Here is a 20,912-nt window from a genome sequence, read left to right as displayed (position 1 = left end):
CATTATGGCCCAACGTCGTATCGGACAGATTCTGGTTGACCTTGGTTTTTTAACCGACGAGCAACGTGACATCGTCCTGGAAGAACAGGAACAGCAGCCTGGTGCGCTGTTTGGAAAAGTTGCTGAAGAGATGCAATTGGTCACCGAAGATCAATTGGTTCAGGCATTGGCAGAGCAGATGTCGATGCAAACCGTCTCGCTCGAAGAGATCGAGCTGTCGGCCGACCTGTTGGGGCGAATTACCGAAACCATGGCACAGCTCTACCGAGTCGTGCCGATTCGATTTGAAGACAATCTGCTGACGGTCGCCACCTGCGACCCCCAGAACTTGAGCATCCAGGATGAGCTGCGAACGTTCCTCGGTCACGACATCGAAATGTTGGTCGCCACCGAGCGGGACATCGACCAAACCATCGGACGCTACTACGACAGTGAATCCGAAAGCGTTGAGAAGCTGGTTCAGCAACTGGCCGAAGACGAAGAGCTGAAAGCAGCGATTTCGGCACTCGATGGCGAAAAGTTCAACATCACCGACGCCGAACAGTTGGCGGATTCCGCCCCCGTGCGGCGGCTGCTGAACATGGTCTTGCTGTTGGCCATTAAAGACCACGCCAGTGACATTCACATGGAGCCGTTTGAAGACGAGTTCCGGATTCGCATCAAGGCGGAAGGCGTGCTTTATGAAATGGTTCCGCCGCCACGTCACTTGGCGTTCGCGATCACCACGCGGATCAAGGTGATGGCGAACCTGGACATCGCCGAACGCCGCCTGCCACAAGACGGACGAATCGAACTGATGGTCGGTGGCCACCCGGTTGACTTGCGAGTCAGCGTGCTGCCAACCATGTTTGGCGAAAGCGTCGTCATGCGAGTGCTTGACCGCTCGGTCGTCAACCTGTCACTCGAAAACGTCGGGATGGATGAAGACACCATCAACACGTTCCGCAAAGTCATCGATCGCCCCAACGGCATTATCTTGGTTACCGGGCCCACGGGATCTGGTAAAACCACCACTTTGTATTCGTCCTTGTCCGAAATGAACGACGTCAAGGACAAATTGATCACCACCGAAGACCCCGTCGAATACGACATCGATGGGATCATTCAGATCCCGATTGATCATGATGTGGGCGTGACCTTTGCTTCGTGCCTGCGGGCCATCTTGCGGCAAGATCCAGACATCATCCTGGTCGGCGAGATTCGTGACTTGGAAACCGCCGAGATCGCGATCCAAGCCGCGCTGACCGGTCACTTGGTGTTCAGCACCCTGCACACCAACAGCGCACCGGCAACCGTCACCCGTCTGAAAGACATGGGCATTCCCACCTTCATGACCTGTGCGACCGTCGAAGCCATTTTGGCACAACGCTTGGTTCGGAGGATCTGCACCAAGTGCCGTGAAGAAACCAGCCCCAACGTTGAACTGTTGATGGAGCTGGGGATGACCAAAGACCAGATTGCTGGCAAATCCTTCTTTAGAGGTTCCGGTTGCGATCAATGCAATAACACCGGCTACAAAGGACGGATTGCTTTGTTTGAACTGATGATCATGAACGACAAAATCCGTGACATGATCATGTCCAATTGCTCAACGGATGATTTGCGTGACGAAGCCGAGCGCGACGGAATGGTCACGCTGCGTGAGGCCGGTTTGAATATGGCCTACGATGGCGTCACCACCTTGGATGAAATCGTTCGCGAGACTGTTTCCGATTAAGGTTTGCGTTTGCAACCTATTTAAGTTCCTGACACCTTTTATTAACTTGAACCCGATAACGAACTGATCAACCAACCGGCCCAGCGAATGACGCAGCGACTGGCCCAGCGACTGGCCCAGCGACTGGCCCAGTCCACTCGCTGCTGAGCAAGCCGCATTCGCTGTGTTGCGAATGCCGCCTTGCAAGGGGCTGCCTGAGGGTAGCCTGACTGCCCTGTGGCAGCGTTGTTTGATCCGTTCCCGTTCAAAGGCGAATCACTATGCCTACCTATTTATTCGAAGCGATGGATGCGGCCGGACAGGAAATCCGGGACGAGATCGATGCCGCAACCGAAGAAGAGGCGCAAACGACTATTCGGCAGATGGGATACTTCGTCACGAAGATCTCCGTCAAGAAAGAGGCTGCGACGGCTGCCTCTGGGCCGAAGAAAAAACGCGGGTTCGCCATCGGTGGCGCCAAAACAAAACACATCTGTGCCTTCACTCGCCAGTTGTCCATTCTGCAGGATGCCGGCCTGCCAATTCTTCGCTCGCTGAAGATCCTGGAAAATAACCAGAAGCCCGGCAAGTTGAAGTTCGCCTTGATGGACGTCTGTGAAGAGATCGAAGGCGGGGCCACGCTCAGTGAAGCGATGGCCAAGTCGCCCAAAGTCTTCAGCCGACTGTATGTCAACATGATCAAGGCTGGCGAGGCCGGTGGTGCGTTGGAAACCATCCTGCAGCGGCTGGCAGAGTTCCTTGAGCAAGCCGAATCGCTCAAGCGTAAAGTCAAAGGCGCCCTGATCTACCCGATCGTGGTGGCGATTGTCGCGGTCGGCATTCTGGCTTTGATCATGATTTTGATCGTGCCAACCTTCAAAGAGATGTTTGAAGAGTTCGATCTAACACTGCCCGCCCCAACGTTGCTGTTGATCGCCATCAGCGATTACCTGGCCAAGTTCTTTTGGCTGCTGTTCGTGATCCCGGTGATGTTCTTGCTGTTCGTCAAACTGCTACGAAAATTCAGGCACGGGCGGATGGGCTTTGACATGTTTATCATCAAAGTGCCGATCTTTGGTGGCCTGATCGAAAAGAACATCCTTGCCCGTACCACGCGAACATTGGGCACCTTGGTCAGTAGTGGTGTGCCGATTTTGGAAGCGCTGAACATTACCCGTGAAACCTCGTCCAACGCGATCTTCGAACGTTTGTTCACGCGGGTCAGCGACGCGGTGAAAGAAGGTGAAGTGATCAGTAAGCCGATGAAGGAGAAAAGCGAATTGGGCTTTCACCCAATGGCGCTGTTCTTCTTTGCCCTCTTTGGCAGCTTTCCCGGGCTGGTCTTGCTGTCGGTGGCCTTGACCAGTCGCTCAAGTGCCCTGGCTGAGACGCCGGGAACGTTGGAGCTGCTGAACCAAATGGCTGCCGGTGGGGCCGCTCTGGGTGCCGTGGCCGCATCCCTGTGGTACATGCTGAAGATCAAGTCTCGGATCGTCAACGATCTGGTCGTCAACATGGTCGACGTCGGTGAAGAGACCGGCGAATTGGACACCATGCTTTACAAAGTGGCGGACACCTACGACGAAGAAGTCCGCACGATGACCGATGGTTTGACCGCGCTGATTGAACCATTGATGATCGTGTTCCTCGGTCTGACGGTTGGTTTTATCGTGATCAGCTTGTTCCTGCCGTTGATCTCCCTGATCACCAGCCTCAGTTAAACCATTCAAGCCATTGGCGGCCTTGCCAGGCACAACGTCCTTGCCTGGTGGCCGCAGAGTCAATGCTGACAAACTGAATTCAAATCCTAGCGGTCCGATTGAGTCGATTTGATCAGCCCGCTGCACACCGGAAACGGTGCCAGAGACAAACTACGCTTCCTTAACCGGGGTCAAGAAAACGATGAACGTTCTACGAAGCACGATAGCGCGGCGACAGGCTGGCAAGCCGAATCGACACGCGTTCACCTTGGTCGAATTACTGGTGGTTATCGCCGTGATCGGCGTGTTGGTTGGATTGGCGATTCCCGCCATCGCCCGTGCTCGCCGAACGGCGATCGCATCTGCGATGAAGGCCGAAGTGACCAACATCGAAAACGGGATCAATTCGTACAACACCAAGTACGGAGACTATCCGCCAGACATGATGTCCTGGCCGATCGTGCGTCGTCACTACTTGAAAATCTTCCCCGACATCGCCCAAAGTGAACTCAATCTGCTCTTCCGTCTCTGTGATACCTTGCCCGATAACGACGCCAACCAGATGAGCGCGATTTCTGCGTTGACCTGGAACGGTGCCGTGCTCGATCGAGCGGAAGCCGTCGTGTGGAACCTGGGTGGTTTCAGCAGTGACCCGCAGTATCCATTCACTGGCAGCGGTGGCCCGCTGTTGATCGTCGATCCGGCGGTAAGCCGCGAGAATCCTTTGAACGTGGAATACAACCCCAGTCGGGTTGCCCCCATCGTTGAGTTCGAAGCCAGTCGTTTATCGCTGGTTGCCAAGGATCCCAGCGTTGTTGGATCGCGGTACTTGAGCTTGGACGACGACTTGCTTGGGAACGACGTTTTCCCAACCTATGTTCTGCGTGAAGGCCAAAGTCCCATTGTTTACTTCGACTCACGTACCTACCGCTTTAACGCTGGCGATGAGTCAAACGGGAGCTACCTGTTTAACGCTTACGCTCGCACAACATCAGACACGCCGTCTGGCTTCGACGCCATTCGTCCGGTCGTTTCCATTAACCCTGGCAAGAATGCGACGGCTGCATCCTATGGCACCGCGGCCAATGCCTTGACGGCCTGGTTGTTCGAGAACCCACGGACCTTCCAAGTGCTGGCACCGGGTCTGGATGGTTTATACGGCGGGGTTTCGGACTCTGATCTTGGTGCCGACGCATCGAATGCCCCACCGGTTTATTGGCAGTCATCTGGCCAGCTGGTCGATACGGGCTTGGCGGGTTCCGCATCAACGCCTGCGGAGCTGTTGGCTCGTACACCTGGCGGCGCCTTGATTCAGCGTTTTGACGTCACTGGTCTGAGTGGTTTCGGAGTCTCCGGCAATCCGTTCCAAGACAACATTTGCAACTTCCTCTCCGGCACATTCATCGACAGCATCGAGTAAGCGGATGACATTCGGAGCACGCAAGAGAAGGTTGAACATGGAAATTAATCGACGCCTAACGACAACACCGCCAGCGCGCCCAGTGCGTTCGCGCTTGGCAACCGGTTTCACGCTGGTCGAGTTGCTGGTCGTCATCACCATCATGGGCATCCTGGCCGGTGTACTTGCTCTGGCTCTGGCTTCGGCGATGAGTGACGCCAAGGCCAACCGAGCCAAGACTGAATTGGCGACCGTTGGTACGGTGATCCAAGGGCGGATGAGTGAAATCTCGTTGGCACCAATCAATTTCGTTTACGGCCCAGCCGGTAGCATTGGTGTTCCATTTGGTGGTGGCGTGCCTCCGTTGTCTAGCACTGCCCTAGCTGGCTGGGACGCGTTTGCGGCTCAAGAGCGTGCCAGAGCAATCATGTTAGCCCGACGAGATGTTGCGCGGATGGCGTTGCCCGAGTGTCAGGCGGATTTGCTTTATCCGCCCGCCACGATTCAGTTCCGATCGTGGAACAATTCGGTCCAGAAGTTAAGGGATCTCAATGGGAACAATGCTCCAGTGAGTTTTGTGACGAACGCTGTTCAGGTGAAGCCACCTTCACAGTGGAACCAAATGCGTAGCTTGGTCGGATTGTTGTCCGCCGAAGAGCTTGACGCGCAGTATGGTGCTGCGAATCCCGCCACGCGTCCCGAAGATGACGCAATCGCAATTGCCACCAATGACGCGACGTTCAACACCTTGGTGCGCACGCGCATTGATGGCACGTTGATGACCTGGACTCGGCAGCACGAATCCGCTGAATGCCTGTATCTCATCCTGGCCACAACCAATCTGCACAACGGCAAGGCGATCGACAACATTCCCTCCGACCGAATCCGCGACACTGACGGCGATGGCATTCCCGAGATCTTGGATCCCTGGGAGAAGCCTTATGCGTTCATTCGTGAACCGATTGGACTCCGTTCACCCGCGATCAAGAACTTTCGCCCCTCCGGCGCGAATGTCGCCGAGCAATTCCCGGTGGATCCAGATCCGATGGATTTTCTGGTCAGCGACGTGCGCTACGAAGCTTCAGTGGTTTCTTCGGAATGGCCGATTTATTTGCCTCCAGTTGTGATTAGCTCCGGTCGTGACAAGGCCTTTGGAATCCGTTTACCTTTTTTGGATGACGATGAGGATGGTGTACCGGAGAGTGGTGTGTCGGCGCAGTACAGCAGCTCGGTGGTTCACTTCGAATCTGGATCGGTCGGCCCAATCTATCCCTTGGAAACCGGTGGTGGCACGTCGCTTTGGCGATACCCGGACCCGTACTACAACGTTTCTCTGACAGACGTCACATACAACGGTGCATTCAATTTCAGTGCTGCCATGATTGCGCAGTCCAAGCAAGGTGCTGGACTTGGTGGCATTCTCGATCCCGAGACAGCATCGGACAACATTACATCGCTTGACGCAGGATTCTGATTGATGATCAAAAACTGGACGGGCGATGGTCCTCGACGCATTGCCTTTACGATTATTGAGCTGCTGGTGGCGCTAGCGATCGCGACATTGCTAACCGCGATCGCGTTGCCTTCACTGAAAGAAGGGATGCGTACATCATCTTTGTCTCGCAGTGCTGGGATCGTGCAGGGCGCGTTCGTCAACGCCCGGGCTCAAGCGATTCGTACCGGCCGGCCGTTCGGCGTTGTGATTGAACGGATCCGCCGAAGTATTGGTGATGGAACTGCGGATCAGTTGGACTTCTTTGCCGCAAACTATGCGACTCGAATGTATTACGTTCAGTCGCCAATCGAGTACCGTGGTGATACCGAAGATGCGGTCTGCTATCCCGTCTTTCAAACCGCTGCGAGTACGCCTTTGCCAGGCATTGCGGCGCCGCAGTTTTTGGTTGCCCCACGGATCTTTTTCCCGCAGCGTTCGGCTGGATTGCTGTATGCCGCCGCTGGCCCCTCGCCATCGTTGGCCGCACAGAATTTGCTGACGGCGGGCACTCGATTTTCTCTGGGCGATTCTGGTTATGTGTTTGAGATCGAGCGTGCAGAGAAAGTAACCGGTTACACGACGGACATGGTCGACCGTTTGACAGGGGCGTCGGTGTTTCAGTTCAACGAGATCGGAACGCTCGTTGACTTTAACTTTGTTGGAACAACGCCCGAGACGCGCACACAAACTGGTGTCTATCGACCAACCAACCCACTGTTGACGGCGGATTTTCCCGCCGCGCCGCAGCCGGCACAGTTCCATGAGGCTCGATTCCCCGGTGGTATTGAGCCATATCAGGGTATCTCGTTTCGATTCCTGACCAATCCGATCCCGGCTGCATTGGCTCCGGTGACTTTGGTTGGTAAGTCCGTGATTGACTTGTCGATCAGCGGCCCCACCGAAGATCCGTTGGCCTTCGGCACTCAGGCGATTTTTGATTCGACTCCTGGCGTGGATGCCCCCGCCATGGCCGCCAATGTGCAGTTCAATAATATCGCCGTCATGTTTTCCCCCGATGGGAAAGTGGACTCGGTTTACTATGACCAACGGCTTGTCGCTGGAAACACGGTGACCGGTTTTGTGCCACAGCGATTGGTCACCGGAACCACCTTGGCATTTAACGTGGGTTTCGTCGACGGAGTTTTAGATAACATTGATGACGGAGCCCGGTTCCCCGAGCATATTGATGGAACGGACTATCAGGTCACTGGGAATGATTTCCCGCTGAATGATCCGCAACCGCCGTTGGCCTTGGAAGTGTCTCAGACGCCCAACTTTGCCAACACCGATTGTGTTTGGATCAATATTCAGCCCAGCAGTGGGGCGGTGACTCAGGTGGGCGTCGCTGGTCAACCACCACCAGGCGTGTTTTCGAATTATTACGGTTTGGGACCCGTCCCCGGCCAAAGTGCTCGCAACGTGATGCGCTATCGGTTGCTGCAGGCCCGTAAGTTAGCAAGTGGAGGGACCGTCCAGTGAGTGATTCAAATTCGATGCCCATGTTTCGGGTTTTAAGTGACGCATCGCGCCGTGGCATCTCCATCATGGAAGTGCTCTTTGCGGTTGGTGTGTTAACCATTGGTTTGCTTGGCGTGGCAACGATTTTGCCTGTGGCAACCAACAACGCATCCTCATCGCTGCGGGATGACCGATCGGCTGAAGAAGTGAGCAACCGAATTGCATCGGATATTGCCAAACTGAGTCGTTCCATTGATCAATTGGTGATTCCGTATTCTTCCAATGCAGTGGCGGTCGCCAACGGCAACCGTCGTTACGGCAATCTTGACTTTTCACAGCTGCCGGATGCATTCTGTATTGATCCCTGGTTCGTTTCAGCAACAAACAATCTGCGTCTCGTTGGAAACGCGAACGGTTACGATCGGACATTGTTTCCCTGCTATGACCGGAATCATGTTCCCATGGTGGATCCTGCCTTGCCGATTACGGTTTCGCATGGCGTGACGTGGCAATTTCCAGACACCAACGGTCCTAACTTGGTATGGAATACGCCTCGAATGCCTCGTGTTGCGCTGCCCGCTTCGGTCCAGAACTTGGTGCCCGGATTGGCAATGTCGCGGTTGAGTGCATCGACGACGGATGACATGTCGGTTTCGGTGGCGGAAGACTCAACCTTTGGTGCGGGTTTGTTTGTGGTTCGCAGTGATAACGCCATGCGTTCGCTCAGTCGCAGCAACACCGTTGGCCGTTTCTCTTCGATGGTCATGATGAGTCGAATCGCGCCGGGTTCAAACCAATTCAATGCGGCTGTTGTCACGATGCAAGATCGTGAAACGGTGATCGTGCCTGGCGGCGAGACACTTGGAAATGGTGACAGTCTGAAACACCAGTTGCAGCCTTACGCCTCTTTCTATGGTGACGTCCGTCAGCCGCGAGATGAAGAAGCGACCTTTGCTGGCGAAGTTGTCGGTTATGTAACTTACGCCCCGAAGCCCTTTATCGGTGGCGGCGGCGGGGAGTTTGTCTTTTGCACGTCTGCGGCAACGCCACCGAATTTGAAAGAGGGCGGCTGGGTTTGCTTGATGCGACAAGACCACCCACAAAATCCACCCGCGGCGTTTGCCGCATCTCCGTTGGCTTCGATTACCGGCGGTACCGTTCCCGTGTACAACCCGAATCCAGCTGGGCAGTTGAAATTTGGCTGGTTCCAGATCACCGACGTGCCGGAAGACCCGCTGTTGGTGCCTGATGCTGTCCCCTATTACAAAACTCGGATTGCAGTACGGGGTCCGGACTGGGTGTTCCATCCCGCGCAAGTGACAGACGCCTCGCGCACCTTGGGCTCAGGCCCCTACGCGTCGCGCTTTGGAGCACCGCCTGTTTACACCTTTGATGATGAGTTTGGGCATCCGGACTTTGGGACCATCCTGGTATCGATGCCTGATGTTGTCAGCGTCTACCAATTTCCGTTTCGATTCGAATAGTCGAACCTACAAAACACGCACTGCGACGCAATGATTCGTTGCTTATTGATCCCCGCCCGATGCTTCGAAGATTGAAGCCTGCAGGTGTTACACACGGTTTTCCCGCGTCTGTTCAGTACGATGATCAGCCCGCGGGACTAACAGAAATAGTTGTTATGCAAAGATCACCCAACAACCCTCGTCGCGGCATTGTCTTGCTTTTAGTGCTGGGCATGCTTTCGTTGTTCACGGTACTGATCATCAGCTTTGTTGTGTTTAGTTCGCAGAGTGCTGCGACGTCCGCATCAAATCGTGTGAAAAGCGAAACCGTGATCCCAATCAAGATGGCAACTCAAACCGCCCTAGAACAGTTAGTTTCGGGGACGTCAAACCATCGTTCGGCGCTGTATCGCAACAGCTTGCTGGAGGACGTATACGGTGGTTCCTATCAAATGCGCGTGGGCCATTCTCGGCCGAATCCCTCTCGACCGGCTAATGCTCCGCTGGCGGCTCGGACGCCCGGAGGTCTATTGTTGCTTCCTCTCGATGAGGGCACAGGCGAACCTCAAACCACCTTGTTCAAAGTTCCCACCAACTTGGTGCCTTGGAATGAGCCCGGTGCGGCGCCAGCCCCTGGTGCATCCACCATCACCCCAACCAATCGTCTGTTCTTTATGTGGGAACAGCGTCCCGATCTTGATGATAGTTTTACCGGGCGACTGGTCACGTTTGATGAAGGGCCTTTGCGTGGGAGCACCTTCCGCGTGATTCGTTCGTTTGGCAATCGCAATGGTGAGCCTCAGGTTCCGCGACAAGGTTTCTCAGGTCCGCAGACCCAGCCAAACAGGAACGACCTTTGGCCAAACCCTGCTGGTGTGCCGACTCATCCCGACTACGCGGATCCAAGCCTTTACTCACAAGCCGAGTATGACTTAGCTGGCAACTTCGTGATTGACCTCTCGGAACGACCCGAAGAGACGATCGAAATTGATGGCATCATTCAGCAGTTGTACTTAGTTGCCAACAACACTCCCAATGCCTTGCTGTTCCATCCTGGACCTGATGGCGCACCAGGCGCGTTGGGTGTCGATGACAATGGAAATGGGACGGTTGATGACTTGGGCGAACTGGGACGGCCCGGCAGCGATGATTATGGGTATCGCTTCACGCTAAACGGCGCACCGTTCCGAGGACGTGGACGCAATGCGTCTGGAAATAATGGTCTCGTTCGAGAAGACGGTAACAATATTGACCCTGCCGCCGCGATTGAGCTGCAGTTCAATGACCGCTTGATCGGTCCCGGTTCGCATGCCGACGTGGATGGGTTGTTAGAACGCGCCGAGCCCAACGAGTCACATGATGCCGCGGACTTCGACAACCTGTTCTTGGCCTTTCAGCCCAGTGATCATCGCCGTGAACTCAATAGTCAGGTTTACGACCCGTTGCGCGTCTTCGACGCAGAGAAGTTTAACCGCAACATTGGTTCCAAGATCATTCCTTCGTTCCACCGTCCGTCGGTCATCAATTACTTGATGAATGCCCCAATCTACCTGCGTGGTGAAAACCCGAATACCGCGCCGCGACGCAATTTCGCGTCGATTGAAACCAGTCCGGATACTTCTGCTCCGGCATTGGACCACGAGCGTTTGGCAGTTCTGATTCAGCGGATTCGTCGTGCGACGATGCGTCCGCTGAATGTGACCCACTTTGCAAGTTATTTGCCCAACGGTCCCGACCTGGACGGTGATGGCGAAGCCGACGACTACGACCCAGACCTGGACGGTGATGGCGAAGCCTACGACGGAGCGCCTGGATTTACTGGATCTTCCGAGCATCCCTTTTTGACCAAGACTCTCAATCTGGCGATACCAGACCCGACGGATCCTGACTTTGGAAACGCGTTTAGCACGTTGGTTGCTGATACTTACAACCTGGCGACTTGGTTGGTCAATGGACCTTGGGACATTGATAATGACGGGGACGGTTTGCCTGACAGTGTTTGGGTCGACCTGGACGTCGCCAACACCGTCGCTCCGGATGGCACATTGATCCGGCCGATCTATGCGTTCTTGATCGAGGACGTCGATGGCAAAATTGATCTGAATCATGCCGGTAGCTATGCCCACGCCGTTGAACCTGCGCACCAAGACGGCCCCTATGACACCTCTGATTTCAGCGATTATCGCCTATTGCGTCGCTACAATGAAACTAACTATGGGCTGGTGGCTCGCTCGTTGGACTCATTCGGATTTGGTGGCGGTCTCGGGCCCGCTGAGATTAACTTCAGCCACCTGTTTCAGGATCATGATCCGCGGCTTAGCATTGCTGCGGCGGATCCATACAACGGTCCCTTGACTCTTAATCAGCTGTCGCCAAGAGCAGCGTTTCTAAACGACAATTCATTTCCGAACGTACCGGCGAGTTCCAACTTTGGTTTGCTGCGAACGCGTTACGGTAACTTGCTGAATACACGTTACGGCGGTAATCCTTACGACTACCTGGGCAAGAGTAATACTTCATATCCCGGGCCAGATGGCATCTACCTGCCAGCGTCAGGCACTGGTGCGAACCCTTTGGTGCAGACCAGTACGCTTTCGCGAATCATGTTCCCCGCTCGTCGGGGCAACTTGGTGGGCGTCACCAACCGGACGGCCTATGGACGTCCGATGGATATGCACGGCGTTGTCAAAACGCGACCAAGTGTATTGGGTGATGAAGAGATCACGGTGCCGTCGGTTTTGGTGGATCGGCCCACCGGTACCGGTGTCACTAACATTGGAATCAACAACGTTGCTAACCAGCCTTATGAGTTTGGTGCCACGCAGGCTTACGGCGACGATAAGCCGTTCACTCCAGCGGAATATGTCGACTTCCTACGAGGTGGCCCGTTGGGTGGTCGCTTAAGTCAATTGCTAGGGGATGCCGCTGAACGCAATCCAGCGCTGAAGAATCAGTTGGGCATCGACAGTCGTAGTTTCGATGTGCCGGAAATTCCCGGGCACACTAGTTTCGTGCAGTTGTTGGCCGCGCGGCTTGGAGAAACCGGACGAGTTGCTGGTGAAGGCCCCGCACTGGCTCCTGCGGTTCAACAATCACACCTGGATCGCATGCTGGCGGTTGAACTTCGCAAGGGGAGCAAGTTGAACTTAAATCGCGCGATCGGCAATGGGGCCAATGACAACCCTGGGGCCAACACGATCGTTGATGAGTCGTTTGAAACGGACCCTCTCTTGCCGACGTCGCTGTTTTATGGTGCACCCCGGATGAGGCAAGCACAGGAGCTGGCATTTCAGCAGTTGATTGGGATCAACTTTACAAATGTCAACGCGAACTACACGCCGTACTACGTGCCGCAAGCAAACTTTGGAACTCCGGATTTCCAAGATGATGTGACTGATTTGACCTTGGCGCAACCGCAATACAAGGCGGCAACCGGCGGTGAACTCTTGGCGCGACATTTGTATGTCTTGATGTTCACTTTGATTGTCGACCGAGATTCAGTCGATGGCGTTCTGGTTCGAAACTTCCCTTATCCCAGTGCGAATTTCTCCGACGCGAATGCGAGGAACCTGTTCGTCGCTCGCCGACTGGCACAGTGGGCGGTTAACGCCGTCGATTTTCGTGACACCAACGCTGCCTGCACTCGATTGCGGTTCGATCCGAACCCGTTTGATGGTTGGGACCCCGCAGTTGCGGCACGCAATACGGTGTGGGGCATGGAGCATCCCGAGCTAGCGATTACCGAAGCGTTTGCGATGCATGACAAACGAGTCAAAAGCAACATTCCCGAACTAACCGCCGGCGGTGCGGTCCCTGAGTCGCCAGAGAACGTTGATCAAGACGCTGATAACGATGGCGATCCACGCACCGGAACGGTACCGGATTCGGATATGGATCAATTCCGTGCTCCAGAGGCAACTGCGATTGTTGAAATCAAGAATCTGCGGACGCCGCGCGCCGGAAGGCTGGATACCGCGACAGCACGGGGGGGTCTTAATCAGACCTTGTTGCCGCGTGATTTGTATGACGCGAACGATCGCTTGGATCTCTCCGCGGTCGCGGTTGATCCTGCCAACCCCGACTTTAACTCTCCGGTCTGGCGGTTAGCTGTCAGTGAACCGATAGATAACGACGGTAACAAAAGCGTTCGTTGGTTGTATGACGCTCGGCGATTGGGTGGAGACCTGGAAGTCTTCCTGAACGGTCGCGAGGATGAATTGAATCACTTGCGGATCGACAGCTCGGCGGGGAGTGCGATTGATTGGTTAATGGATGACGATTCAGATTTGCAGGACGCACGTGATTTACTGGATGAAGGTGCGTTGCACGGCTTGGACGTTCGCAATGTCCCCTATGACGCGGCAAACCCGTTTCCAGAAGCGGTCACCATCGCCGACGACTTTCAAAATTCCAACACCAATGGCGAGCATCGTTTGCAATTGGAGAGGTTTGTCTGGTTCACGCCACGAGCAACGCTCTCGCCCGCAAACGCAAATCTAAATATCCTGACAGCGGCGCAAAGTGCGATGCGTCAGAACAACGTCTATGTAAACCAGGGAGAATTAACTCCTGGTGGCGATTCCACCACCGACGGCGCCGGACGTGTCTTACTGGAGCCGGGTGCCTACGCCGTTGTCGCCCCGCGTGCCAGTACCATCATGGGGCAAACCAATCAGTCCAACCAAGCCAATAATTATCAGTACTATCCAGTGCGACAGCGATTTGAGTTTCGCAACCTGGGCGGCGTGATCAACGGGGCCAATGCCTTTGGCTTTGATTACTTTAACATCGGGACGAACAATCCGATGACGCCAACCTATGTTGATCCATCGGATCTAACGGCGAATCACCGCGTTCAGAATGTCGTTCCGATCATTGCTCAATCGTTGTATCCGCATGAAGTGGGCGCGCCGGCTCCTGCGGGATCGATCGTTGAAGGTTGGGCAATGAGCCCGACACCCGTCGCTGAACGCGTTGACATGGGATTCAATATCAGTGCTCCACTTCCAGGTGAAGCTTATTATCCCGTTCCAACCAACCGCATTAACTTGGCGGGAGTGGACCCCGATGGCAATCCTAATGCGGGCTACCCGTTGGTCGATGGCTACTACGACTATGACGCGCCCGGTGCAGATCGTCACCCTGACATTCCCTTCGATCACCAAACCGGCCGCCCGCTTGCTGACAATGCCTACGACGTTCCCGACGATTCAGGGAACCTAGTTTCAGTTTCTTGGAATTCTGTGGGGACTCACCAGGATGCACGGGCAGTCTTCTTACAGAGGCTCGCCGATCCCACTCGTCCTTGGCACCACATCGACAATCCGTACCTCACCATGGATTTTTCGCCAATCGACTTGACGACGATGAATGGCGAGGAAGACGTGACTCAACTGGTTGATCGCAACAATGATGGCGACACCAATGATCCGGAAGACCATTTTGTTGATGCGGGACGTGGGATTAACGGGGCGGGCAATGAACTCGACACGACCGGCGGAACGAAGTACGACGGCAACTTCTTTGCCCCGTACGTGAAGTTTGACTCACGTCGCAAGATTCCCAACGTGGACAAGGACCGCGTTGCCACTCAGATGCAATGCTTGGGCAGTTCGGACCCAACGGACATCAACAACTATCAGCATGTTGAAATGGTCAAGCGATCGTGGATGACCACGCGGTACAACGTGTTGCGTCGGACTGCAGATGCAGGCACAAGTGCCTACTGGGACCGTGAAGTCGGTTCCATGTGGGACAATGGTGCGATAACGCCTGCCGCAGGCGGGCTTGATACACGGCATGCCGTGGATCTTGCCGCAACGATGGATGCTCGCAACGCTGGCTTTACTCAGTCGCTTGGGTTTCTAAACCGCGAGTTTGGTATCCCAACGGCACTAGACGAGCAGACTCTCAGTCTCTCGGGCGTGAGTGGGCAAATCATTGATCTGTCCAATCCAGCCTTTGGGCGACACTTTGTTGGATCGCCGCAAGGGGTGATGCTGACTCTGCCGCATTGGTTGGATCGTGATTTTGAGAGCCCCTTGGATCTGATTAACGTCCCAGCCGTTTCACGGATTGGCATGAGTTATAGCTTCGGTCCCGGTACCCGCTATGACGACGTGAATACGAAACTGCGAGAGCTTCCGGTACGCTTCGGACACTTGCTTGGGTTTGAATTTGAGTTCAACATCGAGCGTGGCTACGATACCGACACCGATAGCTCTACCAACACGACCCGCTATCAATTCTATTCACCTCAGGACGTTCGCACCGTTGATGTCGATGGCGACAACCAATACTTCACCGGTGGCCGGGCTGGGTTTGAACAGATCTTCGATTACGTCGATGTCGGTCCGGTTTGGTTTGATAGCCAGCGATGGTTCGATACTGCAAAGGTGACCGCCAGAGATCAGAGCTTTGTGGCTGGAAAGCCCGCCGGTGTGCAGGCTCGCTACCAACTGGCGGTGCCATTATTTAACCGTGCTGTAGCAACCTTACAGCCACCGTACAACTACATCAGCAAGCATCGGACCCCAGGGAAAGTCAACCTGAACACGATGCCCGATTATGTCACCAAGGGGCCGGGAGTCTTGAACGATCCCACGTTGGTGAACGATTTCTTAGACTATGGCGAGAGTGCTGAGAATCCCAAACTGCTATCGCCTACGGGTCAGCAACCTCTGTATCTGTCAAGCAGTCCCTACAACAACAACCTTGATTCGAATTTGCTTTCAGCAGAGTATCGGGGCAACTCGCGGTTGTTTGGCAGCGGATCGATCTTCCGAGCCTTAAACTGGGCCGGGTCAACGCCCTTCGAATTGGACTCATTCATTGATGACAACGGTTTTGAACGACCAATCTATGGATCTCCATCGATTATCGGTGACCACAACCGATACGAAGAAGCCGTTGACACTCAGTTTGGGCGATCGTTCAAAGCGTTTATTGAAAGTCGCCGAGGTTACGATGGGACGCAGCGTGTTGCCGGTGCGACTGCAGGCGCGGTTGGCTTACGGAATCCGTACTTGGATTGGCGATACCCCACGCAGTTCGCTGGACTATTCTCTGTTGGTCGCGCTAGCTCGTCGGGTTCTGTTCAGCGCTTCATGCGGACACCAAACGCACCCGATCCGGTTCCCGGCAATCCGAATCCTGGTGTGGTACGACGGGTCAGTGAAATGGGCTTGTTGCGTCCTCACCCCGATTTTAGCAATCGCCTGATCACTGATGCAGTGAGAACTGCACATGGCGATTCAGCAACCACGCCGCCGCTGTACTCTCTTGGGGTTGGTAAGCTGCCAACCGCCGACGGGACATTGAACAATACGTCTGGTACCAAACCGGACTTGGCGTTTGCACAGCCACGGCCACTGGCGGAGGACTTGGAGATTTCGATGTTGAAAACTCGCTTGTTCGAGCGACCTCAGGCGGAACTTCATTCGAACTTCCGATCCCTGGATCACAACCCTTACTACAAATACAAAGACACGGCTCGATTGGCGAACCTGACCACGCACCACAGTAACGTTTACTTGGTTCGCATGACGGTTGGTTTCTTTGTGGTTGATCCGCGTTCAAATGCGATCACCACGGAGTATGTCAATTCGACCGGGAAACCGATTCGCTCAAAGTCGACCTTTATGATTGACCGATCAATCCCCGTCGGATTCGCACCCGGCAAGGCGCTTAACTCTCTCAACACTGTCATTTATTCGGAGGTGGACCAGTGATCGGAAAGCGAACTGCATTCACCATTTTAGAAGTCCTTGTGGCGCTGGCTGTGGCATTATTCTTGATGCTCGGCTTAGCAAGGGCTTACAAACTGATCAACGCGCGAATCTCAGAGCGTCAGAGTGAACTGAAGCTCAGCAGTGAACTGCGTGATATCGCGGTACGGTTGCGCAATGAGTTGCAACAGGCAACGAGCACGATGAATCCGCCGGCTGATGCGAATGCAGCCGAAGGCTATCTGACGTATTACGAAGGAGCGTTTACCTCCGCGACGACCACGCTTGGTAGCAACGAGAACCCCGCGCCGATTGATAAGTCGTTCTTTCGTGATTCACGGTTTGGAGATATCGACGATTACCTAGCGTTTACAGCGCGCAGCAGCAAGGACAGTCCCTTTGTTGGATTCATCCCCTACGGGGTTCTGGCCGCTAGGCGATTGGCGAACAATCAGTTGACCGCTGCTGAACGCGCCGCCTACACGCACGCCGATGCGACTCGATTGGTGCCCTTTTACTCCAATGAAGCAGAGATCGTTTACTGGGCTTCGCCGCGCTTTCAACGGGACCCCGGCGATGGAACGTTGCTGTATGGCGGTGCCACTCCATCGACGACGCGTCCACTGCCGATCGATCGCAATGCAGATTATTTGCCGGACCGCATTGACCTGCATCGGCGGGTTCTGTTGATTCGACCTGACCTGAACATGACCGTCGATGAGATGACGTTGGTCAATACAAACTATGGACTGGCTGGCTTTGCCAACACGACGCCCGACTTGGCACGCGTGAAGATGTTGCCCTTCTTGACACGAAACTCTGGTGGTGATCTGACTTTAGTGCCTCTCTCAGGTTTCGTAACCGGACAAGGGAATCATCAGTTCAATCCGACTCAGACGGTCAATGCTCCCGCTGACAACGTGCCGCGATTGAACGCGCCTGGACCATGGCAGTCACCGGCAGCGGAGGCGACTAGCAACGCGCCGAGCTGGTTGGTCGGATTGGCACGCGTTCAGCAGTTCATGGATCTATCGCTGCATCGTGTTACCGACAATTGGTCGGTCGATGACACGACGGGAGTCACTGGAGTCAACTATGGTCAGCCGACGGAATACCTGGCCTGCAATGACTTGGGGGGGCTCACGCGACCGGAAAACCGATTTGCTCACGTGCGTGTTCCTTCGCTCATCACCGACGGTGCTGCCGGGGCTTCGACGATGCCCGTTTTGGCACTATGCCCGCCACATGCGTATTTGCATAGTCGATTCACCTCGGCACCGCTTCCTCCGGCTGACAGTACGTTAGGCGATTCGATTCAAGGACCGCCTTGGCCGGCGACCTTTCCCGCACAAGCCAATGATCCTCGGCTTGACCTAGGAGTTGGAGACGTCGACTTCATTAATCCCTATGGGCGTTTCACCCTGATGGGTTTCTTGCGGCCTGAGTTTGGTTTAGCTGATCGCGTCTCCGACCAAGGGGCTGGTTTGCGAGCTGCTGGTGAGCCGGTGGCAATCAGCAATCGAGGCGGTTCAGATATAATTGCGACCGACGTTGTCGGCTTCGACATTCGCATCTACGACGAGAATGCTCCAAAGTTCATTTGGGTCGGTGCACCTGCTGCCGGCAACCCAGCGCCGGGGGCTTCTGGTGTCGACGATGATGGCGATGGCGTGACCGATTTTATTGGGCCGGGAATCCCTGATCCGGAAGAGCTTGGTGCTCCCGACACCGATGACGAAGCGATCACCATCGATAGTTTGCGAATCACTGATGCCCTAATCAATAACGGCACACGTACTGCAAACGGCGAGTACATTTTTGGTGGTGCACAGAGCCCCTTTTATGTTGTCGATCGCGGGGACTTTGTCGATCTAAACTACATGCGATTGGCGGGCGGCCCCATGCGTGGCTTGATCCATCGTGATTTGGTTAGCGGCACTCAGTTGCCCAATGGAAACCTTGCGGTGTTTAGCAGTCCTTACAGTGGCGTCCAGTTGCCGCTGCGTACCGATCCAATCACTGGAAATACCTTTGTCCCTTACCCCGAGAAGTGGATGGACAGCGGGCGGTTTATTTTCCGCGGTGGATCTGGCTCAGCGACATTGTCTAGCTTCATGCAACCGGTGTACGACACTTGGACCAACTCATACCAGAGTGACGATTTCAATCAGGAAGGTTGGGACGCGGCTCAAAACCTCTTCGTCCGAGGTCCACTGACCGCCGGGGGGCCCCCGTTCATTCTGAGCGGCGTTTATCAACAGCGACGCGTCGCTCAGAACAACGCTGCGACGGCACCGTCAAAGACGGTTGTGGATAGTGATTTTGCGCTGAACTTGTCGGCCGTGATTTGGGGCAACCAGTTACCCAGCATTGGCAATACAGGACGCTTTGAGGGTTCTAGCGCTGGTGTTTTGCCAGTCAACGGTGTCAGTACCAAACCTTTTGTTCCGCCAGCGCCGATTGAAGAACCTTTGCGAGCGTTGAAGATTACCATCCGAGTCAATGACTTCGGCGAGAATGCGATTCGTCAGCAGACGGTGATTCAGGAGTTCTAATGGTGCCGCTGCGAGTTGGTTTTGTCTTCGTCGGTGGTATCGTGCTGCTGTGTTTTGCCCGGCTCGGGATCGCCGCTCGCTATGATGTGCGCCCCAACGCTACACTGACGCGGCAGGAAGTCCTGGTCGATCCCGATCTCTGCCGCCCCGCGGCCGCCCATCGATTCGATGACTCAGTGCCCGTCGTCATCACCACTGGAAGGGACCAGCAACCAGGCATCGCCCAACATGATGACAACAAAAACGAACTCGTCGACGATCGATACGAAACCGGATCCCTCGGCAGCGATGACCTGTGCCTGGGACCCGTCAATGGCAACCCACTCTTGGATCACATGTATCGCCAACGCCTCGATGATCCCTCCTCGATGGTCCTCTCGCACGGGCAATTCGTCCCCATCCATGCAGACGACTCACCCAATCCGCCCGCCGAACGCTATCTCACCAAACCCTACGGCTGGCTGATCGTCAACGAATCGCTTTCACATTAAACCCCGCCAATCGCTGTCAATGTGGAACGCTCATCAGCACTGATCAGAACGAATCCATTAGTGGGAATGAGTGAAGATGAGTGTTCCTGATCCGGGGCTTTGAACCTTGCGGCTTTTGTAAGACGAAGCTGGGCGACCCTGGGCCGTAGATGGGGAACGCTAATAAGCACTGATCAGAACTAATTCATTAGTGGGAATGAGTGAAGATTAGCGTTCTTGATCTGGGACATTGAACCTTGCGGCTTTTGTACGTGTTATGGGCCGGGTTGCTGAACGCCGAAGGTGTTCCATTATCAAAGCCCTGGGTCGCGCAGCGCACCCAGGGTTCTCGTTGTGATGCGGGTTCCGAACGCCGAAGGTGTTCTACAATGGTTCTGCATACGGCAAGCCGATGGGCCGGCGATTGTGTTCAACCCCTTCGGGGTAGGTGGTGCGCGCTTGCTGGCTTTCCCAGGGTGCGCTGTAGATGGGGAACGCTAATAAGCACTGATCAGCACTAATCCATTCGTGGGAATGAGTGAAGATGAGTGTTCCTGATCTGGGACTTTGAACCTTGCGGCTTTTGTAAGTGTTATGGGCCGGGTTGCTGAACGCCGAAGGTGTTCTATTATCAAAGCCCTGGGTCGCGCAGCGCACCCAGGGTTCTCGTTGTGATGCGGGTTCCGAACGCCGTAGGTGTTCTACAATGGTTCTGCATACGGCAAGCCGATGGGCCGAGGATTGTGTTCAACGCCTTCGGGGTAGGTGGGGTGCTTGCTGGCTTTCCCAGGGTGCGCTGCGCGACCCTGGGCTGTGGGTGTGGAACACCTTCGGCGTTCGGCAGTTTGGTTTTGCGATGTTTCCCAGGGTGGGCTGTAGATGGGGAACGCTAATAAGCACTGATCAGAACTAATCGATTCGTGGGAATGAGTGAAGATGAGTGTTCCTG

Annotated in this window: 9 protein-coding genes; all 9 read left to right on the top strand. The window is 54.9% G+C overall.

Annotated features, from left to right (window positions below; translation table 11 throughout):
• The first annotated feature begins 4 nt into the window (after nt 1-4).
• The 9 genes from SV7mr_RS12995 (at nt 5) to SV7mr_RS12955 (ending at nt 19,984) form a co-directional block, all read left to right on the top strand.
• Entirely contained in the window at nt 5-1,717 is a 1,713-nt protein-coding gene (locus SV7mr_RS12995; protein WP_145272640.1) for a GspE/PulE family protein, read from the top strand.
• Nucleotides 1,718-1,977: 260 nt separating this feature from the next.
• Nucleotides 1,978-3,417: a type II secretion system F family protein gene (locus tag SV7mr_RS12990; RefSeq protein ID WP_145272637.1), complete on the top strand. Its 1,440-nt coding sequence runs from the start codon at nt 1,978-1,980 to the stop codon at nt 3,415-3,417.
• 181 nt (nt 3,418-3,598) lie between these two features.
• A complete protein-coding gene (locus tag SV7mr_RS12985) occupies nt 3,599-4,816 on the top strand; it encodes a type II secretion system protein (RefSeq protein WP_145272634.1) in 1,218 nt (405 codons plus the stop codon).
• A 37-nt stretch (nt 4,817-4,853) separates the two neighbouring features.
• Complete coding sequence (locus SV7mr_RS12980) at nt 4,854-6,269, top strand: type II secretion system protein (RefSeq protein WP_419187339.1); 1,416 nt, start codon at nt 4,854-4,856, stop codon at nt 6,267-6,269.
• A 3-nt stretch (nt 6,270-6,272) separates the two neighbouring features.
• The gene (locus SV7mr_RS12975) at nt 6,273-7,769 is read left to right on the top strand and encodes a pilus assembly FimT family protein (RefSeq protein WP_145272629.1); all 1,497 of its coding nucleotides are present in this window, start codon (nt 6,273-6,275) and stop codon (nt 7,767-7,769) included.
• Nucleotides 7,766-9,232, top strand: coding sequence for a type IV pilus modification PilV family protein (locus SV7mr_RS12970; RefSeq protein ID WP_145272627.1), 1,467 nt, complete (start codon nt 7,766-7,768; stop codon nt 9,230-9,232). The genes SV7mr_RS12975 and SV7mr_RS12970 overlap by 4 nt, the downstream gene beginning before the upstream one ends.
• A 155-nt stretch (nt 9,233-9,387) precedes the next feature.
• On the top strand, nt 9,388-16,941 hold the full coding sequence (locus tag SV7mr_RS12965) for a hypothetical protein (protein WP_145272625.1): 7,554 nt from the start codon (nt 9,388-9,390) through the stop codon (nt 16,939-16,941).
• Nucleotides 16,938-19,493: a PulJ/GspJ family protein gene (locus SV7mr_RS12960; RefSeq protein WP_145272623.1), complete on the top strand. Its 2,556-nt coding sequence runs from the start codon at nt 16,938-16,940 to the stop codon at nt 19,491-19,493. The genes SV7mr_RS12965 and SV7mr_RS12960 overlap by 4 nt, the downstream gene beginning before the upstream one ends.
• Nucleotides 19,493-19,984: a hypothetical protein gene (locus SV7mr_RS12955; protein WP_145272621.1), complete on the top strand. Its 492-nt coding sequence runs from the start codon at nt 19,493-19,495 to the stop codon at nt 19,982-19,984. Before SV7mr_RS12960 ends, SV7mr_RS12955 begins: the two co-directional genes overlap by 1 nt.
• The last annotated feature ends 928 nt before the right edge of the window (nt 19,985-20,912 follow it).

Source organism: Stieleria bergensis (assembly GCA_007745635.1).
GTDB classification, from domain to species: domain Bacteria; phylum Planctomycetota; class Planctomycetia; order Pirellulales; family Pirellulaceae; genus Stieleria; species Stieleria bergensis.
Note: the sequence above shows the minus strand (reverse complement) of the source record. Positions and strands in the feature narration are given on the sequence as shown.